This is a genomic window from Faecalimonas nexilis (assembly GCF_059731825.1).
Window position 1 is genome coordinate 95,364 of sequence record NZ_AP029189.1, and the last position, 13,677, is coordinate 109,040.

The 13,677-nt window shown below is 40.1% G+C and carries 10 protein-coding genes and 1 pseudogene; 9 read left to right on the plus strand and 2 right to left on the minus strand.

Annotated elements, in window-relative coordinates:
- Positions 1-8: 8 nt before the first annotated feature.
- The 4 genes from rsmA (at position 9) to AC6I5B_RS00460 (ending at position 4,047) form a co-directional block, all read left to right on the plus strand.
- The gene (gene rsmA, locus AC6I5B_RS00445) at positions 9-881 is read left to right on the plus strand and encodes a 16S rRNA (adenine(1518)-N(6)/adenine(1519)-N(6))-dimethyltransferase RsmA (RefSeq protein WP_004614384.1); all 873 of its coding nucleotides are present in this window, start codon (positions 9-11) and stop codon (positions 879-881) included.
- Between the two features lie 22 nt (positions 882-903).
- Complete coding sequence (locus AC6I5B_RS00450) at positions 904-1,584, plus strand: TIGR00266 family protein (RefSeq protein WP_044988012.1); 681 nt, start codon at positions 904-906, stop codon at positions 1,582-1,584.
- A 138-nt stretch (positions 1,585-1,722) separates the two neighbouring features.
- Positions 1,723-3,093 (plus strand): citrate/2-methylcitrate synthase, encoded by a 1,371-nt coding sequence (locus tag AC6I5B_RS00455; protein ID WP_044988010.1) that lies wholly within the window; start codon positions 1,723-1,725, stop codon positions 3,091-3,093.
- A gap of 12 nt (positions 3,094-3,105) precedes the next feature.
- Positions 3,106-4,047, plus strand: coding sequence for an alpha/beta fold hydrolase (locus AC6I5B_RS00460; protein WP_004614381.1), 942 nt, complete (start codon positions 3,106-3,108; stop codon positions 4,045-4,047).
- A gap of 408 nt (positions 4,048-4,455) precedes the next feature.
- Here AC6I5B_RS00460 and AC6I5B_RS00465 read toward each other — a convergent pair whose 3' ends face one another.
- On the minus strand, positions 4,456-5,664 hold the full coding sequence (locus AC6I5B_RS00465; protein WP_004614380.1) for a cation:proton antiporter: 1,209 nt from the start codon (positions 5,662-5,664) through the stop codon (positions 4,456-4,458).
- Positions 5,658-6,428, minus strand: coding sequence for a MerR family transcriptional regulator (locus tag AC6I5B_RS00470; RefSeq protein ID WP_022250211.1), 771 nt, complete (start codon positions 6,426-6,428; stop codon positions 5,658-5,660). Before AC6I5B_RS00470 ends, AC6I5B_RS00465 begins: the two co-directional genes overlap by 7 nt.
- A 98-nt stretch (positions 6,429-6,526) precedes the next feature.
- Between AC6I5B_RS00470 and AC6I5B_RS00475 the strand changes: the two genes are divergently transcribed.
- From AC6I5B_RS00475 to AC6I5B_RS00495, 5 genes and pseudogenes are all read left to right on the plus strand, one after another.
- Complete coding sequence (locus AC6I5B_RS00475; RefSeq protein ID WP_004614378.1) at positions 6,527-7,873, plus strand: MATE family efflux transporter; 1,347 nt, start codon at positions 6,527-6,529, stop codon at positions 7,871-7,873.
- Positions 7,874-8,344: 471 nt separating this feature from the next.
- A pseudogene (locus AC6I5B_RS00480) lies at positions 8,345-8,962 on the plus strand (pyrroline-5-carboxylate reductase family protein); the annotation flags it as partial.
- A 171-nt stretch (positions 8,963-9,133) separates the two neighbouring features.
- Positions 9,134-9,829, plus strand: a complete 696-nt coding sequence (locus tag AC6I5B_RS00485; RefSeq protein WP_022249867.1) for a response regulator transcription factor — start codon at positions 9,134-9,136, stop codon at positions 9,827-9,829.
- Between the two features lie 12 nt (positions 9,830-9,841).
- A complete protein-coding gene (locus AC6I5B_RS00490; protein WP_004614375.1) occupies positions 9,842-12,397 on the plus strand; it encodes a sensor histidine kinase in 2,556 nt (851 codons plus the stop codon).
- Positions 12,398-12,525: 128 nt separating this feature from the next.
- Complete coding sequence (locus AC6I5B_RS00495; RefSeq protein ID WP_497773529.1) at positions 12,526-13,674, plus strand: class I SAM-dependent methyltransferase; 1,149 nt, start codon at positions 12,526-12,528, stop codon at positions 13,672-13,674.
- The last annotated feature ends 3 nt before the right edge of the window (positions 13,675-13,677 follow it).

Sequence of the window (13,677 nt, forward strand, 5' to 3'; positions counted from 1 at the left end):
GTAAATATATGACAAAGCCAACATTAGGCAATCCGCAAAATACAATTGAAATATTACAAAAATACGATTTTTCATTTCAGAAAAAGTTTGGACAGAATTTTTTGATCGACACACATGTGTTGGATAAAATCATCAGTTCAGCAGAGATTACGAAGGATGACTTTGTGCTGGAGATCGGACCGGGAATCGGGACGATGACACAGTATCTCGCATGTGCTGCAAGACAGGTTGTGGCGGTGGAGATCGACAAAGCATTGATTCCGATCTTGGAGGATACGTTGCAGGCATACGACAATGTGACTGTGATCAATGACGATGTGCTGAAAGTGGATATTCCAAAACTTGCAAAGGAATATAATGACAACAAGCCGATCAAAGTGGTAGCAAATCTGCCGTATTATATTACGACACCGATTATTATGGGCTTGTTTGAAAGCCATGTACCGATTGAAAGTATTACTGTCATGGTGCAAAAAGAGGTGGCAGATCGGATGCAGGTGGGACCGGGGACCAAAGATTACGGGGCACTTTCCCTCGCTGTGCAGTATTACGCAGAACCATATATTGTTGCGAATGTGCCGCCGAATTGTTTTATGCCAAGACCAAAGGTTGGTTCGGCAGTCATTCGTCTGACACGTCATAAAGAACCGCCGGTACAGGTTGAAAATGAAAAATTAATGTTCCAGATTATCCGTGCTTCTTTTAATCAGAGAAGAAAAACACTTGCCAACGGACTGAATAATTCGCCGGAGATTCATCTTCCGAAAGAAGTGATCACAACTGCGATCGAAAGTCTTGGAAAAGGTCCGAGTGTGAGAGGTGAAGCTTTGACATTGCAGGAATTTGCAGTGCTTAGTGATAGAATTAATCAGCAGCTATAAACTTCACAAAGGAGGGATTCATATGCGTTATGAAATCAAAGGGGAGACATTACCGGTTGTCATCTGTTATTTGGAATCCGGTGAAAAAATGATCACAGAGCGTGGATCAATGTCGTGGATGTCACCGAATATGGAGATGCAGACGACATCAAACGGAGGTATCGGAAAAGTATTTGGAAGAGCATTTTCAGGAGAAGCTTTATTTCAAAATACTTACACAGCACAGGGCGGAAATGGAATGATCGCATTTGCTTCAAGCTTTCCGGGTTCTATCAAGGCATTTCAGGTATCACCTGGAAATGAGATGATTTTCCAGAAAAGTGCGTTTCTTGCGGGAGAAGCAGGTGTGGAACTGTCGATTCATTTCCACAAAAAAGTGGCATCGGGATTGTTCGGTGGAGAAGGATTTATCTTGCAGAGGGTGTCTGGAATAGGAACGGTTTTTGCTGAGTTTGATGGTCATGTAGTGGAATATGAACTGCAGCCGGGACAGCAGATCGTAATTGATTCAGGACATCTTGCGGCGATGACACCAAGCTGCCAGATGGACATTCAGACAATCAGAGGATTAAAAAATGTCGTATTTGGAGGAGAGGGACTGTTTAATACAGTGATTACGGGACCTGGACGCGTTTGGCTTCAGACGATGCCGATCAGTAATGTGGCGGGAGCATTGAGACCATATTTTCCGACGAGCAATTAGAATATTTTGAAAAAAGAGACAAATTTTACAAAAATTTGTCTCTTTTTTAAGAAATCGTTCATGATATATTTGTTGTTTTTTTATTTACAATTTAGTATAATAAACTACAATACTTTAAAGACGGAAAGGGGAATGGCTATGGCAAATTCAATAGACGAGTTATTGTTTGACATTACACCAGAGATTTTGCAGCTTGCAAAATTGTGTGAAGAAAGCAATGCAATTGAAAAAGAGTTATATACAGAATATCAGGTAAAAAGAGGCCTGCGTGATGTCAACGGAAAGGGTGTTCTCGCCGGGCTGACTAACATTTCTGATGTCTGTGCATCTCAGATTGTAGACGGTGAGGAAGTACCGTGTGAGGGAAATTTGTATTACCGGGGTTACAATATCAAGGATCTGGTGAATGGATTTTTGGCAGAGGGACATTACGGATTTGAAGAGACGACATATCTGCTGTTGTTCGGGGAACTTCCGACAGAAGGGCAGCTGAAGAGATTTACAGAAGCATTGTCAGAGAGAAGAACACTTCCACCGAATTTTGTGCGTGATATTATTATGAAAGCACCAAGCAGAGATATGATGAATAGTTTGTCACGCTCTATACTGAATCTGTATTCTTACGATGAAAAAGCGGATGACACATCGATTCCGAATGTTCTGCGCCAGTGTCTGAATTTGATCAGCCAGTTCCCGATGTTAATGGTATATGGCTATCATGCTTACAATTATCGCAGAGGTGAAGATTTATATATCTATGCACCATTAAAAGAACTGTCTATGGCGGAAAATATTTTAATGATGCTTCGTGAAGATCGGAAATATACACCATTAGAGGCAAAGATTCTGGATATGGCATTAGTATTACATATGGATCACGGCGGTGGAAATAACTCGACCTTTACGACACACGTTGTAACTTCATCCGGAACAGATACCTATTCGACTATGGCGGCAGCGATGGCATCTTTGAAAGGGCCAAAGCATGGTGGCGCCAATATTAAGGTGACACAGATGTTTGAAGATATGAAAGAACATTTGTCAGACTGGGAAGACAGGGATGCAGTTCGTAAATATTTGGAAGATCTGCTTGATAAAAAAGCATTTGATAAAAAAGGGCTGATCTATGGAATGGGACATGCAGTATATTCTGTTTCTGACCCAAGAGCAGATATCTTTAAAAAATTTGTAAAGCAGCTTGCAACGGAGAAAGGCTGCGAAAAAGAATATGCTTTGTATGAGATGGTAGAGCATATGGCGCCAGAAGTGATTGGGGAAAAACGTAGAATTTACAAAGGTGTTAACGCAAATGTCGATTTTTACAGTGGTTTGGTATATGGAATGCTTGGGCTTCCAAAAGCGCTTTATACACCGATTTTTGCGGCAGCACGTATCGTAGGTTGGAGTGCACACCGGTTAGAAGAGCTGAAGAATGTGGATAAGATCATCCGTCCGGCTTATAAACCATTGTGTCCGCACAGAGATTATATAAGAATTCATGATAGATAGCAGATGATGTAAATGAACAAAAGAGTAGTGAAAAACGAATTTTATTATCCATCCAAAGACGGCGCCACGCAGATTCATGCAATTGAGTGGATACCGGATGGGAAAGTGGCGGCGGTATTGCAGATGTGCCATGGTATGGTGGAGCATATTGACCGCTACGATGAATTTGCACGATTTCTAGCAGAAAAAGGATATTATGTTGTGGGCCATGACCATCTAGGTCATGGCAAATCTGTCACGTCAAAAGATAAGCTTGGATTTTTTCATGAATCCAAAGGAAATACCTACGTGATAGGAGATATTCACCATTTGAGAAAGATAACGAAGAAAAAATATAAAGATGTACCATATTTTATGCTGGGACATAGTATGGGATCTTTTCTGCTTCGACAGTATCTTGGATTATATGGGGATGGCATTTCGGGAGCCATTGTGATGGGAACTGGAAGCAAGTCCAATCTGCTTCTTACAGCCGGCAAAGTGCTATGTCGTATTATTGCTTTTGGAAAAGGCTGGGAATACCGCAGTAAATTGGTGAACAATATGGCGTTTGGCGGTTTCAATAAGAAGTTCTCACAAGAGACAAATGGTTCGGACTGGCTGTCAAGGAATCCCGTTAATTCTCAAAAGTATGCAAAAGATCCGTTATGCAGCTTTGTGTTTACCGTAAACGCTTATTATCAGATGTTCTGTGGAATACTGGCAGTAAACCATCAGGAAAAAAATGGAAAGATACCAAAGACACTTCCTATATTTTTGGTTGCTGGAAAAGACGACCCTGTTGGTAACTTTGGAAAGAGTGTGGAAAACATTTATAAAAATTACAAATCATGTGGAATAGAAGATGTTTCTATGAAGTTATATGAAAATGACCGCCATGAGATTTTAAATGAAGTGGATCGTAGTCTGGTTTTTGACGATTTGCTGACTTGGATGGAAAAACGAAAAAGATAGACAAAAAAAGAAAGCTGTAACAGCTTTCTTTTTTGGTTATTTAAAGGAATGAGAGTAAAGTGTACATCTTCGAGTTACCCCGAAGATGAATTACTTTATGAGGGGGGAGATAGTTGTTCTATCAACTATCTGACTTTAGTATAAAAGAAAAATGTGTCCAAAATATGATTAAATTCTAAAAGAAAAGGAAATTTTATTAAGTTAATCTTAAGAAGATTTATGTTGTATATAAAAAGGGGATAAACAGAGGAAAAGCCGGTCTTATGACCGGCAATTATGAAAAAGAAAATGATATAAAAAGATTAATATCTTTTATGGTTATTAGTATACTGGCTTTTTGTGTAAAAAGTGTGATAGAAAAGTAAGAAAAATGTGAACAGTTTTTGAAGAATCAATGAAAACGTTCAGTTATTTCTTATTTTTTGATTGGCAAAGTAGTTTTTTGTAAGTGCCATCGATCAATATGGCACCAAGCGGGGCAGTGATTAAAATTCCTAAAACTGCAACGGAAAGGACAATCTGTCCGCAAGGGAGTCCCATAGCAAGCGGAACAGAGCCAATAGCAGCCTGAACGGTAGCCTTTGGAAGATAGGAAAGGATACAGAATAACCGTTCTTTTTTTGTGAGCCTTGTCCGGATAAGGCATATCGCAACTCCGACAGAACGAAATAGAAGTGCAACCAGTATCATGAGAATGGCAGCGCCGCCTGCGTTTAGTGTATAGCGGATATCTACAGCAGCTCCGACCAAAACAAACAGAATGACTTCTGCGGCGAGCCACAATTTCCCAAATTTATCAGAAAGTCTTTTGGAAACAAAAGTGGTGCTTTTAATTTTTAACAGGCATGCCATGCTTACAACAGCTAAAAGACCGGATATAGATACAATGTCTTTCATCCACGTTTCAATTGCCATTAACAAAAAAGAAATTCCTAATACAATAATCACTTTCATACTGTTTCGGACACAATGCTTGTGTGCATATGCTGTCTCGAAAAATAAACTGAGCAGATACCCGGTAATGCCACCGAGTACGATGCCGAACAAGATGGAAACCGGAATGTTGACAAAATCCATCAGATGTGCATTTCCACCTTGGGCCATATTGGAAAATGTGGAAAACAGCACGATGACAAAAATATCATCGCAGGAGGCACCGGCAAGGATAAGCTGCGGAATACTTTTATCTGTACCGTAATTCTGGTCCATCAGGCGGACCATTCGTGGCACGACAATAGCAGGAGATACTGCAGCGAGAACGGCTCCCATGACAGCTGCCTCAATCGGTTTAATCCCCAAAATATGAGGGGCAAAAAGGAAAAAAGCGAGTATTTCAAAACTTGCAGGTACAAATGACATCAAAACAGCGGGACGCCCGACTTTTTTTAAGTCAGACAGATCTAATGACAATCCGGCCTTTAACAGAATGATGATCAGAGCCATTTGCCGTAACTCGGATGAAATGGACAAAATAGAAGGATCAAGCAAGTCAAGAACATATGGACCTAGAATGATTCCGGTGATGAGCATTCCAATAATACGGGGTAGCTTTAATTGCTGACAAATAGCTGCGGCAGCAAGACCTACGAGAAAAATAAATGCAAGTGATGTTAACATAAATAAGAATCCTCCTCAATTTCAACAAATGTTTTGTAAAAGTCATAGAGCTTTCCATTTTCTTTGGCACGCAATAAAAATCGGCTGATTATAAAACCGGTGCGGTATGTCTTTTGAATCTGCGACAGCAGTTGAGACAAATTATTAGGAAATCCTTCCGTGACTTCTTCTTTCATCAAACAAGCGATGTAACGGTGTCTGCTCTTCTCCCAAAGTACCTGAGTATCGGGAAACAAAGAGCGCTGTTCAGACGGAATCGTCAATCCCCGAAGCTCTGACTGAATATGTTCTGAATGCTGTACACGAGAATACAGATACGGATTCTCAATATATTGTCGGAGTTTTTCGATTTCACCTAAATCAAAAGAGACAATACAGTCGGTATCGATGTCGACTTCTGTGAATGGATGGGATTTCAGCTCATTTAAAGTATTTATAGCATTTAGATGATTGCGAAGTTTTTGCATTCGGTGCTGAAGTTCTTGCTGTTGCTGAACTAATTCATCAATTTTTTCATGTAATAAAAAGGAATGCTCTTCAGGGGTGGACTGTTCCATCGTTTGTATCTGTTTGAGCGGGAGTCCCAGACTTTTGTAAAAAATAATATCGGAGAGATTCATAAAGTCTTCTATCGTATACTCGCGGTAGTTATTTTCGTGATTCTTTTTTGGTGTCAAAATCCCTGTGCTTTCCCAGTGACGTAAGGTGGAAGCAGGCAGATTGAAAAATTCTGAAATCTCTCCAATGTGAAATTGTTTTTTCATGATGATTGCTCCTGATAATTTTTCTTTCATTATAAGATATTTTGTGTTGACCTTCAAGTTACTTTAAGGTTTAAAATAGCACTGAGGAGGGGGAACATATGGAAAAATTATTGATTTTTGATTCAGCGAAGGAAGTGCGGTTTGGAAAATTATTAAAGTTTATTATCCCAACGTATTTGACGGCATTGTTTAATACGGTATATACCATTGTGGATGGAATTTTTGTGTCGTCCTATGTGGGGACAAATGCATTAGCGGCTATCAATATTGTGTATCCGATTGTAAATATATTGACGGGAATTGCACTGGCGTTTGCAACAGGTGGGAGTGCACTTGCAGCGCTTCATATCGGTGGGGAAAGAAAAGAAGAAGCAAACAGAACATTTTCTGTCAGCATGCTGCTGTCACTGTTGGTTGGATGCGGTGTATCTGCCTTAATCTGGATAAAACTTCCTGCGCTATTGGAATTACTGGGCGCGACACAATTAACGATGAGTGATTGCAAAACATATGCTTTTTGGTGGCTTGTCGGTACTCCTGTTGTCATTGGAAAAGAGCTGCTTACTTATTTTATTCGCGTGGACGGCTCACCCACTTACAGCTTTTTGACGGCGCTTGCAGGAGGTCTACTAAATATTGTATTGGACTATGTTTTTGTGGGATGTATGGACATGGGGATTTTGGGAGCTGCACTTGCTACGATTTTAGGACTGCTACTTTCTTTTTCTATGGGACTTTACTATTTTGTGAAGAAGAAACATACCTTGGAATTTACATTTCGAGGACTGTCTTTCAAGATAGGATTTAACTGTATGATAAACGGAACGTCCGAGTTTGTGAATCAATTGGCAATCGCGATCACAACAATTGTTTTTAATAGAACGGCGATGGCGTTTGCCGGAGAAGATGGGATAGCTGCTGTCTCCATTATTATGTATCTGCAATTTTTGTTTATTGGGATTTATTCCGGTTTTTCTATGGGGATGGCACCTCCGCTTGGATATGCATATGGAGATAAAAAACTTGATGTATGCCGTGCTCTTGAGAGGTATGCATATCGTTTTTTCAGTATTGCCCCGATTGTAATTTATGCATTGACTTTTTTTCTGGCACCAATGTGTGTATCTTTTTTTGCCGATAAACATAGCAGTGTATATACACTGGCGGTTTCCGGAATGCGGATATATGGTTTGGGATTTTTGTTTTCCGGAATTAACATTTTCTCAGCAGTACGTATGATGGCTTATGGGAAAGGATATTTTGCAGGAGGAATTACATTCCTTCGCTCGTTCGCGTTGTTGTTGCTGTTTTTGATAGTGCTGCCACAATTTTGGGGAATGAATGGAATCTGGCTTGCAGTTCCAGGAGCGGAAATTTTAACGATGTTTGTTGCAGTTCTGGCGTTAGTTTTTATCCCGCGAGGGAGAAAAAGTATGTTATGCTGAAAACATAGTTTGAGGTGATAAATCCAAATTCTGGGGAAGCCCGTAAACAGCGAAACCCCGTTAACCGAAAGGTTAACGGGGTTCGTTGTTTTATAGTTATCTAAAGGAATGAGAGTAAAGTGTACATCTTCAAATCTGAAGATGATTACTTTATGAGGGGGGAGATAGTTGTTCTATCAACTATCTGACTCTAAGTATAAAAGAAAAATGTGTCCAAAATATGATTAGATTCTAAAAGAAAAAATAATTTTATTAAAGAGATATAAAAATAGAAACAGATTAATGGAAATGACGATGATTATGCAGATAACATCATGAAAGATGTGTTTAATTTCTACCTGAGTATAAAGATTTGATTGTGCGTGTTGCGGGATATAGTGATCATTTCCGTAACCTGAGCAAAGCGCTTCAAGATGAGATTATTGAGAGAACAGAGCAGTCATTTAATTAAAAAGCAAGGAGAATAAGATTATGAAATTAGGATTTATAGGCGCCAGAAATATGGCGAAAGCAATGATTGGCGGTATTTTAAAAAATAATATTTTTAAGCCGGAGGAAGTGATTGCATCTGACTTGTATGAGCCGGGGCTCAGACAGGCAAAAGAAAGTCTTGGAATTCATGTTACTACAGACAATAAAGAGGTTGCAAGAACAGCAGAAGTGCTCGTTCTGTCTGTGAAACCACAGTTTTATGATGCAGTAATTAAAGAAATCAAAGAGCTGATTACAGAAACTCAGATTATTGTTACTATTGCACCGGGTAAGACATTGGAATATCTGGCGGGTGCATTTGCAAAACCGGTAAAACTTGTACGTACGATGCCAAATACCCCTGCTCTGGTAGGAGAAGGAATCACAGGTGTTTGCCACAATGATTTAGTTACAAAAGAAGAGCTTGATTATATATGTAATATTTTGAGTGGATTTGGAATGGCTCAGGTATTAAGTGAAAACTTAATGGATGTGGTTGTATCTGTCAGTGGAAGTTCGCCGGCATATGTGTTTATGCTGATTGAGGCAATGGCAGATGGAGCAGTTGCGGATGGAATGCCGGGGCAGCAGGCTTATCAGTTTGCGGCACAGGCAGTGTAATAGAAGCAATGAAAGCTTGTGTAAAAAAGGCAAAAGGGCTATAGGATATTAGGATCCGCACATCGGAATGATGTGCGGGTTTTTAAATTAAACGAATATTAAGAAATTTCCTATCTGCCTCTTAAAATTTGTTTGATAATCTTGTATACTACAAGGGAGGTGATGATTATGTTTAAAATATTAGTATGTGATGATGACAAAGAAATTGTGGAGGCAATTGAAATATATTTGACACAGGAAGGTTATGAGGTATTAAAAGCCTATGATGGAGAGGAAGCGATTCAGACATTGAAAAAAGAGCACGTCGATCTCCTGATTATGGATGTGATGATGCCAAGACTGGACGGAATCAGAGCAACCCTTAAGATTCGTGAAGAGAACAGTCTGCCAATTATTATTTTATCTGCAAAATCAGAGGATGCAGATAAGATTTTGGGACTGAATATTGGAGCGGATGATTATGTTACAAAACCATTTAATCCGTTAGAGCTTGTTGCGAGAGCAAAATCGCAGCTTAGAAGATACACACAGCTTGGAAGCACAGTGCAGGATGAGAAGAAAGAAGTGTACGAAGTCGGCGGACTTTCGATTAACGATGAACTTAAAGAAGTGACGGTAGATGGTGAATCGGTAAGACTGACACCGATTGAGTACAATATTTTGTTGCTATTAGTAAAAAATCAAGGGAAAGTCTTTTCTATCGACCAGATTTATGAAAATATCTGGAACGAAGAGGCGATAGGAGCGGACAACACAGTTGCAGTTCATATTCGCCATATTCGTGAGAAAATCGAAATTAACCCGAAAGAACCAAGATATCTGAAAGTTGTGTGGGGGGTAGGATATAAGATAGAAAAGCTTTAGAAGGGAGTATTTATGAAACATTGGTACAAATCAGCACCGATGAAAGGAATTCTTCTGATTCTGGAGCATATTTTTGCAGTACTGGCAGTGCTTTGTGTTGTATTTATTTTGATTTATCCGGGACAGGAGTATGGGAAGAATCTCAATGATCTTTCAAAGGGTGAGTATAAGGAAACAAGAGGGTTTGAAGAGAATCTGCAGTCGGCATCGCACACTATTTTGAATCAGATTGATCTTCAGAAGAATTTTGAGACAGACGGAAAATATGATGCGAATAAGTTTGTGGATATTATGGCATATATGGATTCCCAAAAGATTACAGGGGAAGATGAATCCGGAATCGCATATCGCTTAGGAGATTTATCGGACTGGGTTGACAATTGGGGAACGGAGGAAAGCTCAGGAGACAATATTATCGTATGCAAAAAAACGGATGGTACATACGCATACTATACGGAAGAAGAGTTTGCAAAGCTGTTCAAAGAAGGACTGAAGTTCTCAGACGATACTTCTGATGTTGATCAGATGGAAGAGTTGGAAGATGGATATGTAGAAGAGAATTATTATGATGAAGATGTGATGCAGGTATTGGATGCGGATGGAAAGGTAGTCTATACGGATTGCTGGAATATGACTGCTATTCCGGAGCGCTATATGACGGCAGATGGAAAGTCATTGCTGCAGATTGTAAATGAGAATCCAAAGTGGAATGGAAAGCTCAGTGAGATTTATCGAGCATTGAGTAACACGCTTTCTAATCTGGAAAGTGAACTGAGCGCATATGAGCAGTTCCAGGAATACTGGACAGAAGGAAACACAAACCTTACCTATATATTTGCAGATTTTAACAGTGGAAAATTATACACGAACCGACAGGTATATACGGACATTAACAACATGCAGGAATATGTAAAAAATCTCACCGAGAGTGGAAAGTATGTAGTTGTGACACCAAAACTTGCGGATTTCAAGACAAATCTGGATACGGAAGCGGACAATTGGTCTTCGAGAACAATGGCCGGTACAGACAACTATATGTATGTGGTTTCGGTTGATACGAAATATCCGATTCAGGACAGCTTTTATTTGCAAAATAAGCTGTTTGATAAATATGCGCCAATGATTAACACAATGCTTGCTGTCGCACTTGTTTCGATTGCGGGATTCTTTATTGGATTTGTATGGCTCACCATCATTGCAGGGCGCACTCGAAAAGATGAAGGTGTGCACCTTATGTGGTTTGACCGGGTTAAGACGGAGCTTGCGCTTGCGTTGATTGCTGGTGTGTGGGTGTTGGCACTCTCTTTTGTCTATGCGCTTATTGACACGTGGGGTGTGAAATACTGGAGCAATGGATATCGAACCTATGCGGCGACGATTTTGGAACGAGGATTTTTAGATGATGATTGGATCTTGCTAGGTTTTGCGATGCTTTTATGCTGTGCGGCATTTTTTATCGGCTATCTGAGTATTGTTCGAAGAATTAAGGCGAAAATGCTGTGGAAGAACAGTGTTCTGCGCTGGCTGATTCGTGGTCTGAAGAAGTTTTTTGCATATAGAAGCTGCACATTTAAAGTGACAGCAGGTGCACTGGCATTTATTGTGGTACACTGGATTGCGATCGGTACAATGGGAACCGGCGGCTGGATGTTTGTCATGTTCCTCGTTGAGGGAGTGACGCTGTATTATCTGATCCGAAAAGCGATTGCAAGACAGAGACTCAAAGATGGAATTCGTCACATTGCAGATGGAAATGTAGAGTATCAGATTCCGACGAAGGGCTTGAAAGATGATGAACTTGATATGGCATTGCACATCAACCATATCGGGGAAGGCTTGAGCAAAGCGGTAGAGAAAAGTATGAAAGATGAGCGTTTGAAGACGGATCTGATCACAAACGTATCTCATGACATTAAGACACCGCTTACATCAATCATTAATTATGTTGATTTGTTGAAACGTGAAAATATTCAAGATCCGAAGATTCAAGGATATTTGGATATTCTGGAGGCTAAGGCCCAGAGGCTGAAACATCTGACGGAGGATGTGGTAGAAGCGTCGAAGATTAGCAGTGGGAATATTACGATGGAATATATGAATATCAATTTTGTGGAAATGATTAATCAGACAACCGGTGAGTTTGCGGAGAAATTTGAAAAGCGAAATCTTCAGATTGTGCTGAATGTTCCGGAGAAGCCGGTTATGGTCCGCACCGATGGAAGACGGATGTGGCGTGTAATTGAGAATATTTATAACAATGCGGCAAAATACGCGCTGGAAGGTACGAGAGTTTATGCGGATTTGATTGAAAAAGAGCATACAGTGGAGTTTTCGTTGAAGAATATCTCTGAGCAGCCATTAAATATCTCGGCAGATGAGCTGACCGAGCGGTTTATCCGGGGAGATGTATCAAGAAGTACGGAAGGCAGTGGTCTTGGTCTTTCGATTGCAAAGAATCTGACAGAATTACAGGGCGGAAAATTTGAACTGTATCTGGATGGAGATTTATTCAAGGTTACGATCGTATTTCCGAAGGCGGTTGTCGGACAAAGTGTGACAAAATCTTAAAAGAGGTTACGGGTTAGTAACAAAATGAAAGACAGGGGATGAAAAAATTCCTTGTCTTTCTTGCGTTTCGGGTGCAGAACTTGTAGAATAATGGGTGATAGTTGAAAAAAGTAAAAGAGGTCAGTTTTATGGAAAAAATAAAAGAACTGTTACAACAGAGTTTGAATATAGATTTTATTGCAGCAACGCTTAGCAATCCGCGAGAGAAAGACGGGCTAAAAAAAGTGAAGGTAAGACCGATTTTGAAAAAGGGAGTGTTGCTGTTTCAGTGTGAGGAACACCAAAACAATCAGGTGTTTCATGAAAATTGTGATGCAGCTCAGGCGGTGTCTGTACTGTGCGGATATATGGAAAAGTTTCGCCAGATGCAGATGGAGACAAAAACAGTAAAATACACAGTGCTTGTGAGTAAAAAAGGGAAGGTGACGATTCAGAAAAAGCAGCAGACTGGCTGTGTAAAAGAAGTGGATCTTTCTCATAATAGAAGTAAGCGGTATATCTTAGAGGAAGGAACAACAGTTCCGTTTCTGCAGGATTTGGGAGTCATGACGGCAGAAGGAAAGATTGTCAGGACAAAATTCGACAAGTTTCGTCAGATTAACCGTTTTCTGGAATTTATAGAAGATATCCTGCCACAGCTTGACAGGGACAAGGAAGTGACAATTCTTGATTTCGGATGTGGAAAATCTTATCTGACATTTGCAATGTATTATTATCTGCATGAATTAAAACAGATAGATGTTCGTATTATAGGATTGGACCCGAAAAAAGAGGTGATACGTCATTGTAATGAGCTGAGTGAAAAATATGGATATAAAAAGCTGAAGTTTTTGGAGGGGAATATTGCGGACTATACGGGCGTGAATGAAGTGGACATGGTCGTGACGCTGCATGCCTGTGACACTGCAACAGATTTTGCGCTTGCAAAAGCGGTCGGATGGAATGCAAAGGTAATCTTCTCCGTTCCGTGTTGTCAGCATGAATTGAACAGGCAGATCAAAAATGAGACTCTTGCACCGATCCTGAAATATGGTCTGATCAAGGAGCGATTGGCAGCACTTGTGACCGATGCGATGCGGGCGGAATATTTGGAAGGACAAGGCTATGATGCACAGATTTTAGAGTTTATCGATATGGAGCATACGCCAAAAAATATCCTGATTCGTGCGGTGAAGAGTGGGAATCAAAAAAAGAATGGGGAGAAATTGGAGGCCTGCGAGCAGTTTTTGAATATCGCGCCTACATTGAAAAAGCTATTAGAAGAAAAAGAGGTATAGTAA

Excerpts from the sequence above, each read along its gene's own strand:
- rsmA (WP_004614384.1), top strand. The coding sequence starts at position 9 with ATGACAAAGCCAACATTAGGCAATCCGCAAAATACAATTGAAATATTA.
- AC6I5B_RS00450 (WP_044988012.1), top strand. The coding sequence starts at position 904 with ATGCGTTATGAAATCAAAGGGGAGACATTACCGGTTGTCATCTGTTAT.
- AC6I5B_RS00455 (WP_044988010.1), top strand. The coding sequence starts at position 1,723 with ATGGCAAATTCAATAGACGAGTTATTGTTTGACATTACACCAGAGATT.
- AC6I5B_RS00460 (WP_004614381.1), top strand. The coding sequence starts at position 3,106 with ATGAACAAAAGAGTAGTGAAAAACGAATTTTATTATCCATCCAAAGAC.
- AC6I5B_RS00465 (WP_004614380.1), bottom strand. The coding sequence starts at position 5,664 with ATGTTAACATCACTTGCATTTATTTTTCTCGTAGGTCTTGCTGCCGCA.
- AC6I5B_RS00470 (WP_022250211.1), bottom strand. The coding sequence starts at position 6,428 with ATGAAAAAACAATTTCACATTGGAGAGATTTCAGAATTTTTCAATCTG.
- AC6I5B_RS00475 (WP_004614378.1), top strand. The coding sequence starts at position 6,527 with ATGGAAAAATTATTGATTTTTGATTCAGCGAAGGAAGTGCGGTTTGGA.
- AC6I5B_RS00485 (WP_022249867.1), top strand. The coding sequence starts at position 9,134 with ATGTTTAAAATATTAGTATGTGATGATGACAAAGAAATTGTGGAGGCA.
- AC6I5B_RS00490 (WP_004614375.1), top strand. The coding sequence starts at position 9,842 with ATGAAACATTGGTACAAATCAGCACCGATGAAAGGAATTCTTCTGATT.
- AC6I5B_RS00495 (WP_497773529.1), top strand. The coding sequence starts at position 12,526 with ATGGAAAAAATAAAAGAACTGTTACAACAGAGTTTGAATATAGATTTT.